Annotated in this window: 20 protein-coding genes; 12 read left to right on the top strand and 8 right to left on the bottom strand. The window is 42.6% G+C overall.

The genetic code is table 11. The features are described 5' to 3' along the window. Positions 1-255 (bottom strand): hypothetical protein, encoded by a 255-nt coding sequence (locus tag HOP08_12535; protein NOT75745.1) that lies wholly within the window; start codon positions 253-255, stop codon positions 1-3. Positions 256-511: 256 nt separating this feature from the next. Here HOP08_12535 and HOP08_12530 point away from each other — a divergent pair, with 256 nt between their 5' ends. The 8 genes from HOP08_12530 to HOP08_12495 all read left to right on the top strand — a co-directional run bounded on the left by HOP08_12530 (position 512) and on the right by HOP08_12495 (position 10,993). Further along, positions 512-1,033: a hypothetical protein gene (locus HOP08_12530; protein NOT75744.1), complete on the top strand. Its 522-nt coding sequence runs from the start codon at positions 512-514 to the stop codon at positions 1,031-1,033. 45 nt (positions 1,034-1,078) lie between these two features. Next, positions 1,079-1,756: a response regulator transcription factor gene (locus tag HOP08_12525; GenBank protein ID NOT75743.1), complete on the top strand. Its 678-nt coding sequence runs from the start codon at positions 1,079-1,081 to the stop codon at positions 1,754-1,756. Positions 1,757-1,758: 2 nt separating this feature from the next. Next, on the top strand, positions 1,759-3,132 hold the full coding sequence (locus HOP08_12520; protein ID NOT75742.1) for a HAMP domain-containing histidine kinase: 1,374 nt from the start codon (positions 1,759-1,761) through the stop codon (positions 3,130-3,132). Between the two features lie 234 nt (positions 3,133-3,366). Next, the gene (locus tag HOP08_12515; GenBank protein NOT75741.1) at positions 3,367-4,452 is read left to right on the top strand and encodes an efflux RND transporter periplasmic adaptor subunit; all 1,086 of its coding nucleotides are present in this window, start codon (positions 3,367-3,369) and stop codon (positions 4,450-4,452) included. Between the two features lie 24 nt (positions 4,453-4,476). Next, complete coding sequence (locus HOP08_12510) at positions 4,477-7,689, top strand: efflux RND transporter permease subunit (GenBank protein ID NOT75740.1); 3,213 nt, start codon at positions 4,477-4,479, stop codon at positions 7,687-7,689. Next, a complete protein-coding gene (locus tag HOP08_12505; protein NOT75739.1) occupies positions 7,679-9,109 on the top strand; it encodes a TolC family protein in 1,431 nt (476 codons plus the stop codon). The genes HOP08_12510 and HOP08_12505 overlap by 11 nt, the downstream gene beginning before the upstream one ends. A 31-nt stretch (positions 9,110-9,140) precedes the next feature. Then, positions 9,141-9,809, top strand: coding sequence for a heavy metal transporter (locus tag HOP08_12500; protein NOT75738.1), 669 nt, complete (start codon positions 9,141-9,143; stop codon positions 9,807-9,809). Positions 9,810-10,555: 746 nt separating this feature from the next. Then, the gene (locus HOP08_12495; protein NOT75737.1) at positions 10,556-10,993 is read left to right on the top strand and encodes a hypothetical protein; all 438 of its coding nucleotides are present in this window, start codon (positions 10,556-10,558) and stop codon (positions 10,991-10,993) included. A gap of 9 nt (positions 10,994-11,002) precedes the next feature. Here the strand turns inward: HOP08_12495 and HOP08_12490 are convergent, their stop codons facing one another. The 4 genes from HOP08_12490 to HOP08_12475 form a co-directional block, all read right to left on the bottom strand. Beyond that, complete coding sequence (locus HOP08_12490) at positions 11,003-12,166, bottom strand: DUF1624 domain-containing protein (GenBank protein ID NOT75736.1); 1,164 nt, start codon at positions 12,164-12,166, stop codon at positions 11,003-11,005. Between the two features lie 136 nt (positions 12,167-12,302). After that, complete coding sequence (gene tnpA / locus HOP08_12485) at positions 12,303-12,752, bottom strand: IS200/IS605 family transposase (GenBank protein NOT75735.1); 450 nt, start codon at positions 12,750-12,752, stop codon at positions 12,303-12,305. A gap of 378 nt (positions 12,753-13,130) precedes the next feature. Continuing rightward, the gene (locus HOP08_12480; GenBank protein NOT75734.1) at positions 13,131-14,729 is read right to left on the bottom strand and encodes a hypothetical protein; all 1,599 of its coding nucleotides are present in this window, start codon (positions 14,727-14,729) and stop codon (positions 13,131-13,133) included. Positions 14,730-14,847: 118 nt separating this feature from the next. Beyond that, the gene (locus tag HOP08_12475; GenBank protein NOT75733.1) at positions 14,848-16,338 is read right to left on the bottom strand and encodes a serine hydrolase; all 1,491 of its coding nucleotides are present in this window, start codon (positions 16,336-16,338) and stop codon (positions 14,848-14,850) included. A 294-nt stretch (positions 16,339-16,632) separates the two neighbouring features. On the opposite strand from HOP08_12475, the gene greB reads away from it, so the two are divergent. After that, positions 16,633-17,115, top strand: coding sequence for a transcription elongation factor GreB (gene greB / locus HOP08_12470; GenBank protein NOT75732.1), 483 nt, complete (start codon positions 16,633-16,635; stop codon positions 17,113-17,115). A 226-nt stretch (positions 17,116-17,341) separates the two neighbouring features. Here greB and HOP08_12465 read toward each other — a convergent pair whose 3' ends face one another. Then, entirely contained in the window at positions 17,342-17,650 is a 309-nt protein-coding gene (locus tag HOP08_12465; protein NOT75731.1) for a hypothetical protein, read from the bottom strand. 44 nt (positions 17,651-17,694) lie between these two features. Further along, positions 17,695-18,630: a hypothetical protein gene (locus tag HOP08_12460; GenBank protein ID NOT75730.1), complete on the bottom strand. Its 936-nt coding sequence runs from the start codon at positions 18,628-18,630 to the stop codon at positions 17,695-17,697. A gap of 307 nt (positions 18,631-18,937) precedes the next feature. On the opposite strand from HOP08_12460, the gene HOP08_12455 reads away from it, so the two are divergent. From HOP08_12455 to HOP08_12445, 3 genes are read left to right on the top strand one after another with little or no spacing between them, the layout of a single operon-like run. Further along, the gene (locus tag HOP08_12455; GenBank protein ID NOT75729.1) at positions 18,938-20,332 is read left to right on the top strand and encodes a hypothetical protein; all 1,395 of its coding nucleotides are present in this window, start codon (positions 18,938-18,940) and stop codon (positions 20,330-20,332) included. Positions 20,333-20,351: 19 nt separating this feature from the next. Beyond that, the gene (locus tag HOP08_12450) at positions 20,352-21,587 is read left to right on the top strand and encodes a hypothetical protein (GenBank protein ID NOT75728.1); all 1,236 of its coding nucleotides are present in this window, start codon (positions 20,352-20,354) and stop codon (positions 21,585-21,587) included. Further along, positions 21,574-22,449, top strand: a complete 876-nt coding sequence (locus tag HOP08_12445; GenBank protein NOT75727.1) for a DNA adenine methylase — start codon at positions 21,574-21,576, stop codon at positions 22,447-22,449. Before HOP08_12450 ends, HOP08_12445 begins: the two co-directional genes overlap by 14 nt. Positions 22,450-22,479: 30 nt before the next feature. Here HOP08_12445 and HOP08_12440 read toward each other — a convergent pair whose 3' ends face one another. Then, complete coding sequence (locus HOP08_12440) at positions 22,480-23,988, bottom strand: RNA-dependent DNA polymerase (protein NOT75726.1); 1,509 nt, start codon at positions 23,986-23,988, stop codon at positions 22,480-22,482. Positions 23,989-24,267 lie beyond the last annotated feature (279 nt).

Below are 24,267 nucleotides of genomic sequence, written 5' to 3'. Positions count from 1 at the left end.
TTATGCGTGAGCAGCAGTATTGTTTACGCCTGCCTTGGCCTTGCCTTTAGTTTTTTCTGATTTCTTTTTCGGTGCACGGACTTTCACAGCCGCTTTCTTGATCTTGCTTTTCACCTGGCGCCTCAATTGTGTCGACAATTTCTTTATGAGCCTCTTGGTCTTTTTCGAAGTCTTTGGTAAGTCAAGTTGCACAAGGGCCTGATCAATCACTGTTGTTACTTTTTTCTTTAATTCCTGTTTCTCAAGCTTTTTCATTTACTGGATGTTTAATGTATTCGAAGGTAGGGCAATATTAAATTGGGGTTAATACGGGTAACAATTTCTTAATATTGATCAGGTTTAACCCACTGGAGAATAGGAAGTTAGCCAATGTTATGTTTTTTATTTTCACCTCTTTTGAGGCCGGATTTTCTTACTCCGGTTAGCCTGGCATTATTGCCCGCTTTTAATTTCCTTCTAATTCAGTTTTAATCTCACCGGATTTATTTAGCGCGCGGAAACAGTGCGCTCAATGAAGAACGAGGAATATTACAGCAAGAGTAAACCCAGAGATAAATTTCTGATCCGCCCCTATCTCACCAAAACAAACTGGTGGATCATCGCCGTTCTCTCACTACTGATCATCGCTTACGGTCCCATTCAATGGATGAAACACAAGGGCGTCATCTTGTTCTCATGGGACAATTACTTCCATCTCGTCTTGCTGGCTGCCGCATTGATCATCCCACTTGAAACACTCGTGTTATGGTTTCCTCAGATCAGATTGATCCTCATACAGAAAAAAGGTTTTGACTGGATCGGTAAATTTGAAGTGATCGATAAAGAGTTCCTGCTTGGATTTCATTACCTCGTCGTTCATCCCGGAACCGCCCACAAGCTGAAAGTAGACGCTGATGTCTACCATAAAATAAAGATCGGAGATGATTTATTAGTGAGAAGAAATGCCCTCGGCGATGTAAAAGAAGCGGTTCGTGTTCCCAACATGCACAGAAGAGTGATGCGTTGTGTGACGGCAGAGCGAAAACTGATCTAAATCTAAAATTTACCCATCAGGCGCGTCAGGGTTAATTATTTGCACATGAACCTGTTATTGATCGAGGACGAACCCAGCGTATCCAACTTTATCCGCAAAGGATTTGAAAGTGAAGGCTATCTCATTGATGTCGCCTATGATGGCGATCTGGGCAAAAATCTTTACTACAAGAAAAACTACGAACTCATCATCCTCGATGTAAATCTCCCGGGCATCAACGGCTTTCTGTTATGCAAGGAATTCAAAACCGAGCGACCGCATGTGCCGGTAATTCTCTTAACAGCACTCGACGGACTCGATGACAAGGTAGTGGGATTCGAATCAGGTGCCGACGACTATCTCGTAAAGCCTTTTGAGTTCAAAGAGCTTCTCATGCGCGTGAAAGCTCTGGTAAGAAGATCCGGCAACACACGACTCACCGAAAAGAAGATCAAGGTTGCTGATCTTGAGATGGAAACGATGGGCAAGGTGGTCACACGTGCAGGCAAGCGCATTGACCTCACAGCCCGTGAATTTGCTTTGCTGGAATATCTTCTGGTGAACAAAGATCGTGTTGTGAGCCGCGTAGACATCGCAGAAAAAGTATGGGACCTCGACTTTGATACGTCTACCAACGTGATTGACGTCTACATCAATTATCTGCGAAGAAAAATTGACAAAGGCTTTAATGCCAAGCTCCTCCACACTGTCGTGGGAATGGGCTACACCATCCGCGAAGATTAACCATGCTCATACGGCACAAACTTGTCATTCTGTTCCTTATCTCTTCAGGAATATTGCTGATGCTGTTTTCTGTTTATATCTACATCGCATCCTCCACCTCCCGTACCAATATTTTCCTGGAACGCATCAAGCAAAAGGCTCTTGACACGCGTGAGATCTATGAGCTCCATGATCGTGTGGCAGAGAAAGTTATCATCAGTCTTCCCGAACAATCTGAATACGTCTTTGATGAGCATGGCAAAGAGATCTTTGGCATCAATGATGTCGGCGACTATGCATTCGACGAATCTTTTTTTAAATCCTTACCCGTCGGCAAGGAGATCTATTTCAGCTTTCAGGGAAATCAGCCTCAGAACTACAAAGAAGGCTATGCGTTTTCATTTGATCAGGATGGCAAAAAGAGAACGATTGCCATCACAGCGTACAATAAAAGCGGGTTCGACCAGATGGAAAGTCTTGCTCAGAACCTGGTTGCCGGCAATTTATTCTTCCTGATTGCTGCGGCCATCGCTGCCTTTACTTTTTCCAGCCTGCTCTTCCGTCCTATCAACGATCTTGTTCACGAAGTTGAAACTATCGAAGCACATGATCTTAAGTTCAGGCTATCCTATCAGAACCCAAAGAATGAGATCGGAATTGTAGCCGGTGCTTTTAACCGTGTGCTCGACCGCGTTCAATCGCTGATGGATTCCCAGAAGTCATTCATCTCCTATGCTTCCCATGAATTGAGAACTCCACTGGCCGCCATCGCGGGAATACTGGAAACTTCCATCAACTACGATAAGGACAAAGATGCAATGAGTGAAAGTCTCAAAGCCGCACAGCATGAGATCCAAAGGGCAACAATCCTTGTCAACGGACTTTTGCAGCTGGCAAAGATTGAATCTGCGACTGAGCGCGAAGAGATGGTGCGACTCAACATCATTGATCTGCTGCTGGATGTTATCAGCTTTTATAAATTAAAAAATCCTCTGCAGGAATTTGCCTTTGACATGCCGGAACCATCGCAGGGCAATTACATTGAAGTGAATGGATTCCCGCAATTCCTCAGAACGGCCTTTGTCAACCTGATCGATAATGCTTCGAAATATTCATTCCACAAGAAGATCAACATCAAGCTCACCAACCAGGATAATAAGATAAAGATCAGCGTCATCGATAAGGGAATCGGCATTGATGATGATGGTGAGCATCAGCTCTTTGACGTTTTCTACCGTGGGAAAAACGTCGCGGGCATTGATGGCTTTGGTCTGGGACTACCCTTTACACAAAAGATCATTGCCCTTCACGGTGGTGAGATCAGGCTCATACCCAATGAAAGCTCGGGTATGACAGCCGAAGTGATTCTGCCTGCCATCATCGAAAAGGCCTCCTGATTTGCCTGTATTAGCGGTTTCTAATCCTGCTCTAATTTTATTTTAATCCCGTCTTTGTTGTATTGCGCACCGGTTGAAAAAATATCATGCGCGAACGAAAATCAATACGCAATACTCGCAAGCATCTGTGCAATACGCGCACAGATCGCTATGGGATTTTCTCAAATTTCAAAATAACCGGCGCCTTCGTGTGTCTTTAATTCCATCCCATCATCTAAAAACCAAAAACTATTTATGAGCAGAATTCTCATGGTCATGAGCATGTGTGCATTCCTCTACCTCGCAGGATGTTCGGCAAAGACAGAAGAAAAAGAAGAGGGAATCAGGTTTCTGGTTACGAGTCCTTTGAAAAGAGATACTATGGTTACGCGGTCATACGTCTGCCAGATCCGAGCCATCCAGCATATTGAAGTAAGAGCACTGGAGAAAGGTTACTTGCAAAACATTTTCGTGGACGAAGGAAAGTTTGTCAGAAAAGGACAGATGATGTTTCAGATCATGCCGATGATGTATAAAGCAGAGCTGCAGAAAGCAGAAGCGGAAGCAAAGTTTGCCGAGATCGAATTCCTCAACACCAAACAGCTTGCCGACAGCAATGTGGTTTCACCTAATGAGCTCGCCCTCGCCAAAGCAAAGTATGACAAAGCAAAAGCGGAAGTTGCCATGGCGCAGGTTCATCTTGGATTCACCGAGATCAAAGCACCATTCGATGGCATCATGGATCGCTTCCAGGTGCGACTTGGAAGTCTCCTCAATGAAGGAGATCTGCTGACAACCCTTTCCGACAACAGTGAGATGTGGGTGTACTTCAACGTACCCGAAGCAGAGTATCTGAATTTCAAAGCCAACGAGAAAGGCGACAGCCTGATGAAAGTAAAACTGCTCATGGCCAACAATGAATTGTTCAGCTATGGCGGTGTGGTAAAAACCATCGAAGCAGACTTCAACAATGAAACAGGGAACATTGCCTTCCGAGCGACTTTTCAAAATCCAAAAGGATTGCTGAGACATGGCGAGACCGGCAATATCGTTGCGATCTCACCTCTGAAGAATGCACTGATCATTCCTCAAAAGGCAACCTTCGAAGTGCTGGAAAAGAAATATGTGTTTGTGGTCGATAAAGACAACATCATCCGTCAAAGAGAAATAACCATTGCTGCAGAGATGCCTGATCTGTATGTCATCTCCTCCGGTGTATCCGAGAATGAAAGGATCATGCTCGAAGGTATCCGCAAAGTAAGAGACAATGACAAGATCGCTGAGTACACTTATGAAGATCCCAGGACCGTTCTGCCACGCCTGAACGTCTACGTCGAATAATTTCAATTTCTATCAAGCAACAAAATGTTTAACGCATTTCTAAAGAGGCCGGTCCTCGCGATCGTATTATCCCTCGTCATCATTTTCATGGGAGTATTGGCAATCAATACACTCCCTACTTCACAGTTCCCTTCCATTGCTCCACCGATGGTCATGGTATCCGCATCTTATCCTGGTGCCAGTGCCAAGACACTCACTGAGTCTGTTGTCATTCCTCTTGAGCAGGCGATCAACGGTGCATGGGGCATGCGCTACATGACTTCCGATGCAACGAGCGCGGGCGAAGCCAACGTTCAGGTGATCTTTGAACCCGGTACCGATATCAATCAGGCATTGGTTCAGGTTTCCAATCGTGTTGAACAGGTGAGGAACCGACTCCCGCCACTCGTACAACGCGAAGGTGTCATCATCACACCCGTGATCCCAAGCATGCTCATGTATGTGAACTTGTACAGCACTGACAAGAATGCGAACATGAAGTTCCTGTTCAACTATGCCGGTGTTACCATGATCCCTGAATTGCAGCGTATCAATGGTATTGGTCAGGCGAGAATTCTGGGTAGCCGTCAGTATGCTATGCGCGTATGGTTAAATCCGGAACGCATGAGAGCCTACAGTATCTCACCGGATGAAGTGATGGAAGCATTGGGCGACCAGAGTATCATCGGTAAGCCGGGCCGTATCGGTCGTGGGGACAGCAAACGTTCAGAAGCACTTGAATATGTATTGGCTTACACGGACCGATTCAGCGATCCAAAAGAATATGAGAATGTCATTATCAAAGCCAATGCAAAGGGAGAGATCCTTCGTCTGAAAGATATCGCGACGGTTGCATTGGGAAGTGAGTACTATGATATCTATTCCAACATAAACGGCTACCCTTCTGCGGCGATCGTGCTGAAGCAAACCTACGGCAGTAATGCCAGCGAGGTGATTAAGAACGTAAAAGAGAAGCTTGAACTTTTAAAGAAAGACTTCCCTCCCGGGATGACCTATGAGATCAGCTATGATGTATCCAACTTCCTGGATGCATCCACTGAAAATGTTATTCACACCTTACGCGATGCGTTTATCCTCGTGGCGCTGGTGGTATTTATTTTCCTCGGCGACTGGAGATCTACATTGATCCCAACACTCGCAGTACCGATCTCATTGATTGGTGCATTCATCTTCATGCAGGCATTCGGACTGACCATCAACATGATCACATTGTTTGCGGTGGTATTGGCAATCGGTATTGTCGTCGATGATGCTATTGTGGTGGTCGAGGCCGTGCACGCCAAAATGCATGAAGAGAATCTCTCACCGTACATGGCGGTGAAGAAAGTATTGGGTGAGATCAGCGGTGCGGTTATCGCGATCACCTTATTAATGACTGCGGTGTTTGTTCCGATTGCATTCATGTCTGGTCCGGTGGGTGTATTCTATCGCCAGTTCTCCATCACCATGGCAAGTGCGATCATTCTTTCAGGCCTGGTAGCCCTTACACTTACACCTGTGCTTTGCGCGATGATCCTCAAGAACACACACGGTCAGCCAAGAAAAAGAAATTTATTCAACAGAGCGATTGACGGATTCAATGGCGGGTTTGAGAAAGTCACTGGCAAGTATGTATGGGTATTGAAGAAGATCGCTGGTCGCAAGTGGGTAACCGTTGGTCTCTGGCTGGCCTTTACTGGCGGGATATTAGTGATCGCCAGCAACCTGCCTTCCGGTTTTATTCCAAGTGAAGATCAGGGTATGTTGTATGCCATCGTACAAACACCTCCTGGATCAACGCTGGAACGTACCAATGATATCTCACGACAGCTGCAAGAGATTGTCATGAAGGTGGAAGGTGTTCAATCCGTATCATCTATCGCCGGATATGAAGTGTTAACAGAAGGAAGAGGATCAAATGCAGGAACCTGTCTGATCAATCTGAAACCATGGTCTGAAAGAAAACATACTGTACAAGAAATCACCTATGAGCTTGACGAAAGAGCGAAGGAGATTCCAGGTGCAACGATCGAGTTCTTTGATCCCCCTGCAGTGCCAGGGTTTGGAGCAGCGGGTGGTTTTGCTTTGCAGATGCTTGACAAGAATCCTGACGGAACCTATGAAGATCTTGAAAGAGTCAAGAACGAATTCATGGAAGCATTGGAGAAACGCAAAGAGTTGACAGGATTGTTCACTTTCTTCAGCGCCAACTATCCTCAGTATGAAATTGAGATCGATAATCAGCTTGCCATGCAGAAAGGTGTATCGATCGGTAATGCCATGAACACACTTTCCATTTTTGTTGGAAGCACGTATGAACTTGGTTTCATTAAGTATCAACGATTCTTCAAAGTATTCGTGCAAGCTGCCCCTGAATTCAGACAGCTTCCGCAGGATGTTCTGAACCTATGGGTGAAGAACGATCGTGGTGAGATGGTGCCCTTTTCAGCGTTCATGAAGATCAAGAAGAAACAGGGCGCCAATGAGATCAACCGTTACAACATGTATAATACTGCCGCCATTCGTGGTGCTGCAGCAAAAGGATACAGCAGTGGTGAGGCGATTGACGCAGTAAAAGAAGTGGCGGCCAAAACATTGCCCCGCGGATTTGACATCGACTGGGCAGCCCTTTCATATGATGAAGTGCGTCGTGGAAATGAAGCAATCGTCATCTTCATCATCGTGCTCGGATTCGTTTATCTGGTGCTTGCCGCTCAGTATGAAAGCTTCATCATCCCACTGGCGGTTATTCTTTCATTGCCGGCCGGTGTCTTCGGATCCTTCATGATGATCAAAGCCATGGGACTGGCAAACGACATCTATGCACAGGTAGGACTGATCATGCTCATTGGTCTGCTCGGTAAGAACGCCGTGTTGATCGTCGAGTTCGCTGTTCAGAAACATGCACAGGGCATGACTGTACTGGATGCAGCGATCGAAGGAGCAAGAGTTCGCTTCCGTCCGATCTTAATGACATCATTTGCATTCGTTGCCGGATTGATTCCATTAGTAGCAGCTCACGGTGCGGGTGCGATCGGTAACAGAACCATCGGATCATCTGCCTTGGGCGGGATGCTTTTCGGAACCGTGTTTGGTGTCATCATCGTACCGGGACTGTATTACATCTTTGGTACCATCGCCGATGGCCGCAAGCTGATACGCGATGAAGAGAATGATTCATTAACAGACAACCTTGTTCACCGGGTTGACAATTTTCCACAATCTGAAAATGAGGGAACTACAAGTCATGCACACTAAGAGAATAATGAAATATATCACGATCGGCTGTTTGTCACTGATCTTCACTGCATGTGTGCCATCATTGGTGCGCAAGACAGAGAATAAGAATGCACCATCAAGCTATCGCGGGTCGCGGGACTCCGTGAACACAGCGACGGTCAAATGGAAAGAATTCTTTACCGATCCTAACCTCACGGTGCTCATTGATACAGCGTTGAGAAACAACCAGGAGCTGAACATCATGCTTCAGGAGATCAACATCGCGAAGAATGAAGTCAGAGCAAGGAAGGGACAGTACTTACCTTTTATCGATGTCACCGGCGGTGCGGGTGTTGAGAAGGTTGCACGGTTCACAAGACAAGGGTCGGTGGAAGCCAATTCCAATATCGCACCGGGTCAGGAGTTTCCGGATCCATTGCCCGACTTTATGGTAGCGGCGAATGTATCTTGGGAGATCGACATCTGGAAGAAGCTGCGCAATGCCAAGAAGTCGGCGGTGTTCAGCTATCTGTCGACGATGGAGGGAAAGAACTTTATGGTGACCAACCTCGCAGCAGAGATCGCCAACTCCTACTATGAATTGATGGCGCTCGACAACCAGCTGATCATCCTTAAAAACAATATTGAGATTCAGCAGAATGCACTGGAGATCGTAAGACTTCAAAAGAGCGCAGCAAAAGTTACGGAGCTGGCGGTGCGCAGGTTTGAGGCCGAAGTGTTAAAGAACCAAAGTCGTCAGTATCACATCCAGCAGGAGATCATTGAAACGGAGAACAGGATCAACTTCCTGGTGGGAAGATTTCCACAGCCGATTGCACGTAACTCACAAAGTTTCATTGAGCTGAAGCCTGATAGTATTCAGGCGGGGATACCGTCACAGCTGTTGCAAAACAGAACGGACATCCGTCAGGCGGAACTTGCACTGGCGGCGGCGAAGCTGGATGTGAAAGTTGCGAAAGCATATTTCTATCCATCGTTGAACATACGAGGTGCCATTGGTCTGGATGCATTCAAGCTTGATTACCTGGCTACCAAACCTGAGTCGATGTTCTATGCGATTGGTGCCGGCCTGACCGGACCACTTGTGAACCGGAATGCGATCAAGGCTACATATTATAGTGCCAACGCAAGACAGATCCAGGCAGTCTATAATTATGAGCGCACGATCCTGAGAGCTTACCTGGAAGTTTCCAACCAGCTATCCAACATCACCAACATGGAGAAGAGTCTGGACCTTCGCTTGAAGCAAGTGCAGACGCTGACAGAGTCCATTGATATCTCGACACGACTTTTCCGTTCGGCGCGGGCTGACTACATGGAAGTGTTATTAACACAGCGTGATGCGCTGGAGTCGAAGTTCGAGCTGGTGGAAACCAAGAAGCAGCGTATGAATGCGATGGTGAACATCTATCGTGCGCTCGGTGGCGGATGGAATTAATCCTGACAAGTATTAAAATTCTTTTTAACGTATTATGAAAATTATCCGGCCGACATATCCCAAGGAAATCAGCATCGGGCTATTGCTATTGATTTTTGTTATCTCATTCCTGTTGTCATCACAGTTGTTTGACACACCGGTGAAAGACCTCGATGCCGAAGCATACATCGGCATGACGCTGGTGAGCATTGCGGTGATCATCATGGTGATGGTGCTGTGGGAAGAGTTTTTATTTCCGATCCATGTGAAGCCGGTAGATGGAGGATTGAATCTGCGGAACCATCGCAACAAGCTGAAGAAGCAGCTGCTGATCTACCTGGCGATCCCATTCATTTTTGTTTTCATCTATATGAATCATGAAGTGAACCATGTTCGCTTTTTCATCTGGTCCGGTATATGTGTGGTGTTCCCGATTGTAGGGAAGCTGTTTACAGGGTTGAAAAATTATAATGACTTCCTGACGTTGACGAACACATACATAGAATACCGGAACAATGAGAAGGTGGGCAAGTTCGGGATGCAGGAGATCAAGGCGTTGACATTAATAAAAGATGAGCGGAAAGTTCTTCACAAGTTTCAGTTGACGTTGGTGGATGGCAGGAAGGTGATGATTGATCTGGATGAGATGGAGCTGGAAGCTTTCTATGAGGCGATTGACAAGTTCATTGAAGATAATTACGGGGGACTCGTTGGGGTGTAGGTTTGGGGGTGTGGGGTCCCCCATTTTTATTATTAGTTTGTCTAAGGCCTGAAGGGCCGGGAATTATTATCTAACAATCTCGCCCATTCAGGGCTTAAATGCACGTTTGCATCGCAAACCCTGGCCTGCGGCCAGGGCTAATAAATCTCGGCCCTTCAGGCCTTAGAAATACAAGGGCCTTGTACTAAAAGTCTTTTTCCCCTCTTTTTAAGGCCTTGCTATCATCCTCTCTTCAACCCCCATCCTCCAAAACCCCCTTTCCATCCTCCATTCCCCGTTTTTTATCCCCTTCTTTAAATTTCAACTCCTTTTTAACCCAGTTTTCTTCGTTTTTAGCCCAATTTGAGGGTTTTTAGGGGTGTTTCTCGAACGTTTCTCGGACGTTCCTCGTACTTTTCAGCTACCATTGCATGCTTTCTCTGATGTTTCTCTGATCGCTCTCTGATGTTTCTCTTATAAAAACGCTGCTTTCTCTGATGATTCTCTGATTCGTCTCTGATCGTTCCCCTATAAAACCGCGTTTTTCTCTGTCTCTTCCCTTATTCTTCTCTGATTCACCTCTGATTACTCTCTGATGTTTCTCTGATTCATCCCCTATTCCTCTCTGATCATTCCCCTATTCCTCTCTGATTCCCGCCCTTCTCTTCCCAGTCTCTATTCGGATCCTACCCAGTCTCAACCCGGTTCCTATTCGGTCTCTATTCAGATCCTTCCCTTATTCCTTAGGATTTCGATAACTTGTTTTCATGGAATTAGAGATCATTACCCACCCATTGGAAATAAACATCCATGGCTTTGGCGGCTTTGCTGTGAACAAAGATTATGTGGGCACTGCTTTTAAGTTATCCGGTAAGATGTGGGAGACGGTTAAAAGAGAAGCAATAAAAAATAAGGGAAAGAATATCTGGGTGTATGAAGGAAATGAAAAAGTCTTTGCCGGTGTAGCGCTTGAGGATCCTCTCACCAAAGACACAGAGCTTGAACATAAGATAATTGTTCTTGAAAAATATGCTTACTACAAACACATCGGTCCTTATGGTCTGATCAAAGAAAAAGGACAGATGATGACGAAGGAATTAAACTCAAAAGGCTTTGATACCACGTTGCCTTACATTGAGATCTATGGTCACTGGAATTCCGACGAAGAAAAATGCGAGACGGAATTATTCATGAGTCTCAAATAATATTTCACATCAGAGATAACTCAGCCACCAGCTTTTATTCTTTCTCTTGTAATCGGCGTACCATTTGCATGGGAAGTATAATACGATCAGCACGAGTACCCATACAACATAGGTTCTTATTAAAGATGGAGTATAATCAGCAGGGAACTGTTTGGCAGATGCAAAGGCAATGTTCACCTGTTCGCTGAGCGTGAAATGCACCCACACCCACGAGGTGACACTGATAAAGAAAATATGGACCACAAAAAAGAATAGCGGCACCTGGCCAAACGCCATCGCGAACTTCCTTGCAAAGCCTTTGATGTGATCCGCTACCGACAACAGGAATAACGCAGGACCCATCATCAATAAAATAAAAAACAACGATGGCGGCTTCTTGGTGACATTAATAAACGACAACACCGAAAACATAAATCCTCTTGGTTGTTGCGCCCACGGAAACGGATCGCCGTACTGGTTGATCAGTCGCATGACAATAAAGATCACGATCAATGCCACTCCCGTTAACCGCAACAGTTTATTTCTTCTGCCTTCTTCATAGTGATACCATTCTCCCATCCAGTACCCTGCTGCCATGAGCGCTACCCAGGGAACCAGCGAATAGGCAACGATCATGATGGGAATACTTTCAAACTTGACAACGAATGGTGAATTATGAAGCGACGCCCAGAACATATTGCCGGTAGTGACCGGTGTAACATCCGGAACAAGGTTATGAAACGCAATGATCGCCACCACCACCACCAACAATGCCATTCTTGGCAACCATATCAACCCGGCGAGACAGATCATAGACCAGCCTATCACCCAGATCACTTCCAGCAGAATAAAATCATATCCGAAGTTCCACAGGAAATTGATCACGGTGATCTCCAGGAACATCAGCCAGGCACCGCGTTTCAATAAAAAAATACTGACCTCTCTCTTTGTCTTATTCCCTTCATACAATCGCATGCTCATGCCCGACAGGAAAATAAAAACCGGAGCACAGAAATGTGTGATCCACCGTGTCATGAAAAGCATTTCCGACGCCTGCGTAAGATCCTCCGGCCGTATTGCACTGCGACTATAAAACTCCCTCACATGATCCAGCGCCATGATGATCATGATGATGCCACGAAGGATGTCGATGGAGGAGATGCGGGGGTGGGTGGTGGGTAAAGTGGTGGTCATTGAGGGTGGAAGGTCTGAAATTTATAAGCTGAATCAAACTTTCAGCGAATGTTAAACAACGATTTGTACCCACGGTTAAAACCGTGGGCTGTATAAATCGGAACGCACCATGGCTTGGTTATAACGGTGAGCTATATCATTTGAACGTATCACCATCCAATTTAAATCCATTAAACTTCAAAAACGCTTCATACTCTTCTTTGAATGTCATCTGCTTATGGTGCATCTTCTGATTGAGAATGTACGCCGTAACCTTCTCAAGTTGCGATTCACTCACAGAAAAAGCACCATACCCTGTTTGCCATGCAAACTTTTCAGTTAGTACATCATTATGATTTATCCAATATGATGTATTGCCTTTTATCTGCTTCAATGTATCTTCAACACTAATATTCGGATTTTGCTTAAATAGAAGATGCACATGGTCAGGCATGCCATTTATAATCTTCACAGGACAATTCAGCTCTATTAATTGTTCTTCCAAATGTTGGTAAATTTTCTTCTCCTGATTAAGATTGATCAATGGCAACCGATCCTTGGTGCCGGAAATTGCATGAACCCATATTCTTGGTAGGGAGTGTGACATAATCTTTTTGTACAAAAGAATAGTTTGAAGAGTATGGGCGCAATCTGGTTATCCTGACAATTTTGCGTTTTTAATATGTGTTTAAAACCATTGAAATGGTTACAGATGTCTCCAACCATTCATAGCCCACGGTTAGAACCGCGGGTTGTAATCATCTGAACATCATTACCTCAACACACTATGCAAATCGAATTGACATTGTGTGTGTCAGCGTTGTTAATTAGCCCACGGTTTTAACCGTGGGTTAGGTGGTGACCAATGTTGCCCGTAACCATTTTAATGGTTTTTAATATGTGTGTAAAACCATTGAAATGGTTCCCGATGTGTTCAACTATTCAGAGCCCACGGTTAAAACCGTGGGTTATCTATACATACACCTCACAACACTCCCTTCCCTTTACAAACCGGGCACGTTGTATTCACATTCGTTCTTGTCACCTTGTTGGGATCGCGGACGTAGACGTTGAAGTTGACCTGCTCCCACTGGTCGAGCTTCACGCCGATGGTCTCGTTGTAGCTGCCCATGCCATTGCAGCGGGTACACATTTTTAAATTGGAGGTGCTGCAATACTTGTATTTATTGGCAATCTCGTACGGGGCGCCGGAAGTGGTGTACACCGTGTTCGCATTGAATACACCATATGTGTATTTGTCCCTCTTGCAATCATAGGCGGTGATGAAGGCCGCGGGTTTACTGCAGTCGCCTTTTATGTCGGACAGTGTCGCACCCACCGGGAACGGCAGCTTTGCAGTCGCCCTTCTGCAAGCTGATTCCTCTTCTGCCATCACCTTTTCATGGCTCGGTGGGTAGATGTTGTCGTACAAATTGTAGATGATCAGTGTTGGCTTGCCGGTGGTGATGTCAAAAGCATAGGCTCTCGTACGCCGTTTCTCCTCATAGAAATTCGGAAGGAGCATAAGCCGGTTGCTTGCCATCACTTGCGTAAAATATCTCGCGGTGTCGATCTGAAGTCCTGTGGTGTCGAGCATGACGGGAGGCAATACATTTAATCCCTGCTTGTCGTTGGCTTTCACTTCCAGCAAGGAGAAAGTGTCTTCATTGTAAAAGAACAATTTGTCGTTGACTAAAAATGACTGTTCGGTATAGGATTGTTCAATCGGTTCTTTTGCCACAAGCTTACCGGAACGTACATTATAGAGAGTAATCGCATCTTTACCGGGATCGCTGATGTAGTCTTTGCTGTAGAGCAATGTATTGCTGAGCTGATATCGTGATATCCCCCGGGGCTTTTGAAACGTCCAGCTTTTTGCAGTTGCAAGATCGAATGCATGCACAACATCATAACCAAGACCCTTCCCCTTCTCAAAGTGTACATCTTCGATCCAGCAGAAAAGCTGGCCGTCAGGAGAAAGAACAAACTGTGTCTTCATGGGAAATTTATCTTCCGCTGATAACGTTGTGGATGCTTTCGTCATGGGATCCACTAAAAACAATCCTTCACATTTTGTTGGCTGCCCCGGTCCGTACTTCGATTGCTTTTTGAAACCACCGGGTTTTGTAGTGATCAGCTTGCCTTCATCCGTGACCGCAAGGGTGAAATAATTTTCAGGAGCTTCGAAATGGTAATCCTTGTTTTCGTCCTCCAGCAAAGAGGCTCCATGAGTTTGCCAATCATGGATGGTTTCAATTTTTCCATTGCCTTTTTTCGCAGGGACGTATGATTTAAAACCAAAGGTGTTAACGACGCGGTATTGAAGATTGGGAGAATAGAAATACTGGTGGACCATTCCCACAGCATCCCGTTGCGTTGCATTGGGCTGAAGGTACCGGCCTGATTTCTCTTTTAACAATAGAACACCCATGGTTTCAAATTGACCATCATGTGCCAGAATTCTGTTTCCATCGGTGCTGATCCGGATGTCGGCCATCACACTTTTCATGGACGTGAACGAGAAAGAGGGAATAGATTCCTGTCTTTTCGTTGTCGGCATCTGGGCAAGCACGAAGCCCGGCATAATAAAAAGCAGAAATAGGAAGAGCAGAGTGTTGGATCGTAGCATAGCACTAGGGGAAAGCTATGACTAAGGTAAGGTGGAAGGGAGGGATTTGGTATACGTATTACTTCGTATGTCTTTACTGCTTTTTGATAAAGCTTATTCCATTATATCTCAATTCCTGTACCTGGTGATCTTTTAGTACGAAGCGGATGGCCATGCCGTCGCCGGGGATGAGTTCTACTCTGATGACATCGGGTAATTCAATAGCGGTGGCAATGGATTTCATGTTGCCAAAGGTGAGGGTCAATTCATCGTTTTCACTTTTTACCAATACGGTCCCTAATTCCGGATTGAAATAAGATCCTGCATAACTACTTTTCGGAAGCGTGAGTTGCCAAGCCCGTTTCGCAAAGTGTGCCCTGGATTTTATCTCCGCATTTCTGTTCTTCTCTACCAGTTTGGGAAGTGTTACATCCGCATACTTCTCATGACCTTTTAATGCGGAAGTATTTCCCAGGTAGAGATCATAGGCATATTCTGCGATTAAGTTTCCGGGAACACTGCCGAGTTCATGATTGACAAATACCGCAACCGCCAGTTTCTTTTCCGGAAGGAAAGAGAGATGAGCAAAGAAACCTGTGTAGCCTCCGAAATGATATATTAAAGGTGTGTCTTTATAGGTACCCGTGCGCCATCCCAATGCGTAACCGTTCCCTTCAAACACCGGAGAGAACTTATGCATGTTTGCAATCTTCTGAAGCTGTGTCATCTGCAGTACTTCCCTTGAATACAATTGTGTGTTGCCAACCTTTCCCATATTCATCTGAAACATCAGCCACTTGCCCATGTCATTGGCTGAAGAAATAATGCCGCCGGCTGCGTGCATGGTGTCATCAGTTTTCATGAGGTAGGCACGTTGAGGCGTATCCGATAGGATGCCGTTGTAAGGCATGGCGAGATCTTTCCTTTCAGCTACCGAGATATACGAGGTGGTGTTCTTCATATCAAGCGGTTCAAAGATCATGTCGCGCAACAAGTCTCTCCAGTCGAGGCCCAACTCTTCTTTCAACAGGATAGAAAAAAGGTAGTATCCAAAATTGGTGTACTCGAAGGCTCTCCCCTTTTCATTTGCGACGGTATGTTTTTCGACAAGATCCAGGATCATCTTCTGATCATAGTCGCCGCTGTACGCCAGCTTGATAGAGAGAAAATCATTGTCCCCTCCGCTTTGATGGGTAAGCAGATCATGAATGGTGATATTCTTAAAGAGGGACTTGTCGCTGAAGTTTTTGAAGGGAGCATAGTCGGAGATCGGTCTTTGCAGATCAATTTTTCCTTTGTCGGCGAGCGTCGCGGCCAGGAATGCAACAAAGGGTTTTGTAGTGGAGGCGATGTAAAAGCCTGTTTCGGCTGTTGCCTTTACGCTGTTCTCAACATCGGCCCATCCGAAACCTTTTGCGAATACAATGCTATCGGTATTGACCACCACAATGCTGACACCGGGTACTGGTGGTGCTGCTGCTAGTACTCTGTCGACAAACAGTGATAGTTTTTTACTTTTCTCATCCTGGGCATAGGATATAATTGTTGCAAGGAGGAAGAGGAATAACAGGATTCTTACTTTCATTGGCACCTTTACGAAAGGTTGCTGTTTTCGTTGGGGCCTATTCGGGGGAGGTGTAGTGAAGTGTATTTATACTGTAACGATTTGTCGGAGGGTGGAAATTAAGTTTGCAAAAACTCCTTTTGTGAAAAGTCGTATCAGATAAGGTTTCGATCAATAAACTGAATTCTAATCCCTAAATTTACCACATGGGATTTGAAATCTTAAAAACAAGGTTTGTCCAATCTATTAAAATAACATCTGTTGAGAAGAAATATTAATATCTGATAAAGGGAATTGAAGGCCTGATGTTATAAGATGAAAACACTTTTAATTACGCCGGAAGGTTTAGAAAAGTTAAAGGCGGAGCTGGATCATCTCTGGAGGGTAGAACGTGTTGAAACCACTCAAAAAGTTTCGTGGGCCGCAAGTCTTGGAGATCGTTCTGAGAATGCAGACTACCATTACAATAAAAAACGTCTGAGGGAGATCGACCGTCGTGTGCTCTACTTAAGAAAATGCATTGATGATTTGAAAGTGGTGACGTATTCACCGTTTCAGGAGGGCAAGGTGATGTTTGGAGCGTGGGTGGAAATTGAGAATAGCAAAGGTGAACGGAAAAGGCTCCGCATCGTGGGCTCTGAAGAAATTATCAACACTCCAAACTATATCTCCATGGATTCACCGATGGCGCACGCTCTCATGAACAAACAAGTCGGGGATGAAGCAATTGTAAAAACAGGCGCGGGTGAGTTTGTGTGGAGGATCATTAAGATTGAGTATGAACTCCACCTTCGCTGAAGCAGCTATGGTGGACAATGCCACCTTCGCTTGAAACTAAAAAACCCTAGCTACTGCTAAGGCTTCTTTTTATTCTGTGACCCCGCTGGGAGCGCACTATCTTAGTTTTTGCCACTAAAACTCAATGTTTTGAATAGTAGGTAACCGAATAGGTCACCTCGTTTTTTGCCAGCATTTAAAGAACGAATTCTTAGATCAAAATTAATACATTCTACCTTATCTTAAATTAAAAAGTCTGATCAACTTGAAATCCTTCGTAATCAAAATCGAAAATCAAATTGCTTTTCAAATAAAGAATTAGCTCTTGATCTTCCGTTAAAGGCATTGATGGGCCTACTATAACTAATTTTTTGGGTCTTTTATCTTCGGAATAAAATCCGTACAAAACCACTTGAGCTAGACCATCCCGAATACAGTCTTCAACCAGGTGAAAAGGCTTTACTTCATAAAAAATAAGACTGTCTCCCAAATCTACTTTGATATCTACCCAGTCTTCTTCCATGGTCACTTTATCCACACCATAAAGTCGTTCCAACTTTTCCTTGAAACGATTTTGGAGTTCGTTATGCCTCGAATTGGCTACGTAAGGATTACTACCTTTCCTATGCTGGAGCTTTGTCGATTTTGTGTGTACCCCCTCTTTTTTCTAATTTTTCGTCTTATGTTATCCTCGTCTTTAGGTAAAAAACCATCGAAAATTTGCGCAACCAATTCAGGTTCTGTAATTCGTGCAATGGTCCTATTATGTCCTCCAATACCAAACTCTTTATTAAGGCTGGTATCCAGAAATTCTACACTAATACAATGGCCTAGTTCAAGCGAATCGTAAGAGTATACAGAGCCCATTCTTTCAACAACAATGGCATAGGCATCGATAATAAGACTTGGCGTTGTACCTCTTGGCGAGCCTGATTTTTTAATTGCTACAATGTCTCCCGATTTTATTTGCAGAAACTTTGCAATTGCGTTATAAGATTTTGGCGCTTCCCCTTCTTCTATAAGAAATTGCTTTATCTCCACTTCTGACCTAAGATAATATCCATCTAGTGGTGCATCGTAAAAACCTATCGCAATAACTTCCTTACTGATCATGGCAGGAAGCATAGAAATATTCGCCAACTCGCCGTATTTAGATCCAATCAGGTAAAATGATCTTCCTGAGTTATAATCAGATGAGTATACCCCATGCTTATCGGCAACGTTGTGTTTTGTGTCAGTATTAGTTAAGGAGAGATAATGATTGATGATACTTCCAATCCAACGTCTTCTACCATCACTTTTAGCAAAATTCTCTTTTACAAGAAGATGCTTTATTTCTTCATAAGGAATTACATAGAAATCTGTCTTGATACTATCATCACCATAAACAATAATATTGAAGCGATCGTTTGTTAACTTTCGATAATAATTTATCTTATTATGAGATAAATCCAGCCAGTAATTAGTTTTCGGATCGGCCTTCCTTACATAGTTAATTAGTGACAGCTTTCCACGATTTACCTTTGCCCAATTCATGTTAAGATTTTCTTAAGGTCGTAATTCTTGTATACCCAAACGCGTAACTTTAATTGGGGCGAATAGATAGTTAGGGGAGGACAGATACTAAAGATTGAATCTACAAATATTTAACGAAGCATTCATCTTGTTACATCAAAAAGTTAGGGCATATTCGATTTGTTACTTATCAAAAAATATTTACTTTAGTATGATTCTTTTCCTCTTACCAACTCGATTAACAATCAGTCATTTCAGCTTTTAGCTAATATAAATTGGCTTCAGAAAAATTTTCTGTGGCCTGAAGGATTAACTGTATAATTCAATTATGAGTATTGAGAATAAGAAAATTGCCATAAAAGATCTACTGCTTTGGGACGAGAATGCAAGATTCCCTGATAAATATTTCAACTCCGATCAAAGTGATTTAATTCACTTTTTTGTTGCTAAATCTGATTTTAAAATCAAGCAGTTAGTCGAAGAAATTGTCAAAGATTTAGACTTGCCTCAACTTGAAAAATTAGTGGTGTGGTCCGACGGAGGAAGTTACATCGTGCTTGAGGGCAACAGACGGTTAGCAGCTTATAAAATTTTAAGTAATCCTGAATTAGTTTCTGATGAAAGACTTAATAAATACCTCTTCACGCAAAGTAGTGTTGCTAAGTTGGATAGCTCCTTCTTGCTTGAATGTATAGTAACCGATAACAAAAATGAAGGTTTCAGATATATAGACCGTAAACACGCCAATAATAACAATGAGGTCAATTGGCAGGATACTGAACGAAGCACTTATAAGGTTCGGAGAGGAAGTGAAAACCATGCTGAATTTATTAAGATAGGTATTGCAAGAATAGTAAGGCAATTGGACATTCCTGAAGAAATGAAAGATCAAATATTGGGTAAGGGATATGTAACAACATTTTTTAGGCTTGTTACGACAGGGCCTGCCAAAGCCGAATTTAGATTTGAAGTGGATGAAAAAGGCGCATTAACCGTAAGAGATGTTGATTTCAAGGAAAAACTAAAAGTCATCATTCATAACGTTCTCCGAAAAAAGGACTTCAATGACAACGAAATAGATTCGAGATCATTAAACAAAACCGACAAAATTGAATCTTATATAAAATCTGTAAAGATCGAAGATGCTAAAAAGGTTGATGCCGAGATAAAAAATAATACAGTCGAAGACATTTTTGGGAACAAAACCGTAAGTATCACTCCAGGCGGAAAACCACCGAAAGCTACAGACAAGCCCATAGCACTTCGAAGTAGACCCCAACCAACAGGTCTTTTTACTTCTGTAGATATACCTTTTAGAATTGGAAATTCTAACTTACGCCTTCTATATGAGGAGTTGAGAGATATTGATGTAGCTCAATTTCCAAATGCAACTCATGACCTTCTTCGCAGTTTTTTGGAATGTTCTTTAATAGCATTCTTTAAGAAGAATAATGAATACGAAAAAATTCAGAAAAACGCGAAGCACAATCCAACATTGGGTGAAATGCTAAGTCATATTGTCAACGGAAAATGTACGAGCATTACTGACCAGAATCTTATTGAGACTATAGATCAAGTCAAAACTGATTATGATAAGCCCTATTCTTTGGAACGACTGCATATGATTAATCATAACGAGAACTGGGTCTCAACCGAACGCGATGTACGAGTTGCTTGGGCGAAACTGGAGGGGCTGTTTAAAATACTACTCGGTTCCAATTGACAATAAATTTCAAATGACCATGAACCAAAAAGTTGAGTCAATCCATATTAAAGACTTAGTCTTATGGACTGAAAATCCTCGCGAACCAATCGACCCAAACGGCTCAGACCAAGATGTTGTCGATTTGGCTTTTAGTGATAATCATTCTAAGTGGACGCTCGCTAAACTTTCGAAGGAAATGGGCGACTTCTATGACTTTAGTGAGTTACCTACAGTGGTTTACCATGGACAAAAACCGGTTGTTTATGATGGTAATCGAAGGATGATATTAGCTAAGATTAAGCACGGACTAGTAACTATTCCATTGGGAACAAAGATTGACCTTCCCGAAATTCCAGAAGAGGTGCCTTGTAATGTCTGCATTAAAAAAATTGCGCTGGTTAACGTCTTACGAAAGCATAGTGATTCTGGGTCATGGCTCCCCTTAGAACGCGATATTTTTCTACATAAATTTATGGGTAAGGAAAAAAGTCCTTTCTTAATACTAGAAGAAGATACAGGAATAATAACAGCCAATCCCCATCTAAATAAGCGATTCGTAAAGGATGAAATTTTCCGTGAAGACATTTTGAAATCCCTTGGCTTTTCCGTCAAAAATGGAAAACTAAATAGTCAACATACAGAAAAAGAAGCTATAGCGATTTTAGCAGATATTTCGACAAAAGTTAAAGATAATGTCATATCTACTCGAGAAAACCGAGGAAAAGTGGTTGATGTTCTTGCCCCCACCTCGCAGCAGTTTTTACAAAAAAATAAGAACAACAGCATACGTCGAACCAAAATCAGATTTCATGTCGATACCGAATCACCGAAGTCGACTGTCACTAGGCGAACTCATGTCAAGAAGAACGAACTATTTGGGGGCAAATTATTTCTTCGGATTGGCGAAGTAAGTAATCTTTATCGGGATATCGTCGATTTATATAACTTTTATAAATCCAACCAAAGCACTTTATCCAATACTTTTCCAGGATTAATAAGGATGTCTTTACGATTACTTGTTGAAACAGCGGCTAAAGAAGATAAAAATAAGAAAATGGACACTTATCTTACCGGACATTTTGCTGAAGCCAAATCAAATCTCAATCAGGATGTCAAAACTAGTTTGTCAAACCACAATATAAATCAGTCTTCAATAATTCAATTGCTGCACACAGGAGCTCATAATTACCAGACTTCAAATAGTATCGAACAAACTGTTGCCCTTTCAATAGCTATTGGTTCCATTGTTACGATTTCCCATGGAAAAGAATAAAACCCCATTTTATTCACCCCTAAGATATCCTGGGGGAAAAAACTGTATTTTTTCATTCGTTTCGAAAATATTTTATGAAAATGGATTAATAGGATCCAGTTATGCTGAGCCCTACGCAGGCGGTTCTGGATTGGCGCTACGCCTACTCTGTGAGGGATATGTCGAGCGCATTTATATTAATGACCTCGACAAATCAATTTATTCTTTCTGGAAAATCGTTTTAGAAAGACCTGATGAGTTTTGTGAGTGGGTAGCAAATGTAAAAGTTTCCGTAACGAATTGGCGGAGATTTAAGGCAATCCAAGGACGGGCAAATGATGTAGACGAATTTGATTTAGCTAAATCTACATTTTTCTTAAATAGAACAAATGTCTCTGGAGTAATTAGCGGCGGTATCATTGGGGGATTTAGGCAAAAGGGTAAATTCAAAATTGATGCTCGGTTCAATAAGAAAGATCTAATATCTAGAATAGAAAGAATTGCTACCGTTGCAAATCGGATCGTCCTCTCAAATGACGATGGAGTGAAATTCATAAATAAGTTAAATAAGAGCAAAGATGAGATATTCATCTATTTAGATCCACCTTACTATTTAAAAGGTGCCGATCTATATATGAACTTTTACTCTAAGGAAGATCACAACAAACTATCCAAATACGTAAATCGACTTAATAAAATGTGGATGGTATCATATGACAATCACGAATTCATTTTGAACTTGTATGCCCAACATAAACGAGTTCTGTATCAACTGTCCCAAGCTACTTCTAATAGGGTGGGCGATGAGATAATGATTTTTTCGAAAAACTTAAATTTTTCGCAAGCCTTGAAAGAATTAAAAACACCAATTTTACTTCGATGATGAATAGAACCGTTGAAATCGACGCAAATTTTATTCTTTTAAAAATCTATGAAAATTTTTCCAGGTTTTTCGAGTTTGCTCTTTGATACTATTGAAAGACATGATTCTAGCAGCTAAGGTACTATAGGTTAAAAAATTACCCCAATCGTATCTATGACTAACAACCCATTGGCCATCATTTTTTCCGCTCTTTTTAAACAATCTTTTCCGTTCCGACCCTAAGTGCGTGAACCGTTTATACAATCTTCCTTTGAACAAGACGCCTTTTGACTTGGTTCTACTTGCTAAAGAATAAAATTTCCCTCGCCTAATCGAACTTTTCATTTTTCTGTAGTACCCAGCTAGGCTGGAAGATTTCAATAAAACATTCTCTCCATCAAAAGTGAAGCCCAGATATTCCATTTTATTCCTTTGACTATACAATCCCGTCACATCGCTTTGTTCAAAACATTGAAATCTCCCCGCTTGTTTAATGAAATGAAAAACTTTTGTTTTTGTAGTTTGAATCTCTAAATCAACATTTTCCTTATCACTAATCGAAGCTTGTAGAAATTCCAAAATCGACGTTTTGTGTTCCTCTTTACAAATAACAACTAAATCATCAGAATAGCGATTATATAGCCCTCCTCGTTCGCCCACAAATTTTTGAATTGCCATATCAAGATCAGTCAAGTAAATATTCGCGAGTACGGCGCTGATAGGAGATCCTTGCGGTATTCCTTTAATGCGCAGAGCCTCCCGTGACGGATCATGATACTTATTTGAGCGAATGTAGTTGCTCTCTCTGAGTAACTTTATACCATATGCGTTACAAAAGGCAATTGCTTTCTTTTCTTTAAGATATTTTATTTTGTCAATTGATCGCGATTTAAATCGTCCATCCTTCGTTTCAACAATAATTTGTGATTTAAAAAAACTGAATATGTCGTTTTCTTCTATATAGGAAAACTTTGTTATGTTTTTAAAGATGTTGTAATGATCCTCTGGGAGATCCGCTCCGCTCCCCAAAATTTCTTTCCATCTTCTCTTTAATATTTTATGATTCAATGAATCAAAAAAGCTTTTAATATCCAGAGTGATTGATACTAAGTGAGTCTCATCACTTCCTCTGATATAATTGAATACATCATTGGCGAAATCAATGTTACACTTATTTCTCGAGTCAGGATTTTTTGGGTTCAGTGGAATTCTTCGATAAGCAGTTACGCATGACGAAATTGCGCTGCTCTCAAGATATTTTTCGTACTTCTCACTTAAAAGATCAGCATAGTATCCATAGATATTTGAATCAAGATGATTCGCATAAAAGATATGTCTGATCTTCTCTCCATTGGTTCTCAATTTAGATTTCTCCGTTCCAACAGTTTCACGTCTATATTTCCGAACTTTGATCGCTTTATGAATAAATGGAGAAAATGAATGTGCCTTTACTTTTACAGGGTCCTTAATGTAACGCTCGACCCACTCTCTATCGCGAATTGTGAGAGGAGAACCGATATGAGGATATTTCTTTATTTTAAACCAGTCAGAATTTTTCATTTTTGTTAATAATGCAGGATGGGTAGCAAACTACGGAGCATGCCTGACTGAATGGAATAGTACATGCTTTACACAATGCCCTTATTGCGCATTGCCCCTTCAAGTTTAGGATAATTCAATTCGTATCTTTACACACAGTTAATACCATGTTTGGAATAGAAATTGCTGACATCATACATGATACTCTTGTCCTCCTCACGGAAGCCATTTGCATCAGTGTAATCGCCAATCCTTATCAACGTTTATCTTGATAAGCTGTTCATTATTAAAAGTACTATT

The sequence above is a fragment of the Cyclobacteriaceae bacterium genome, from assembly GCA_013141055.1.
Lineage (GTDB): Bacteria > Bacteroidota > Bacteroidia > Cytophagales > Cyclobacteriaceae > ELB16-189.
Note: the sequence above shows the minus strand (reverse complement) of the source record. Positions and strands in the feature narration are given on the sequence as shown.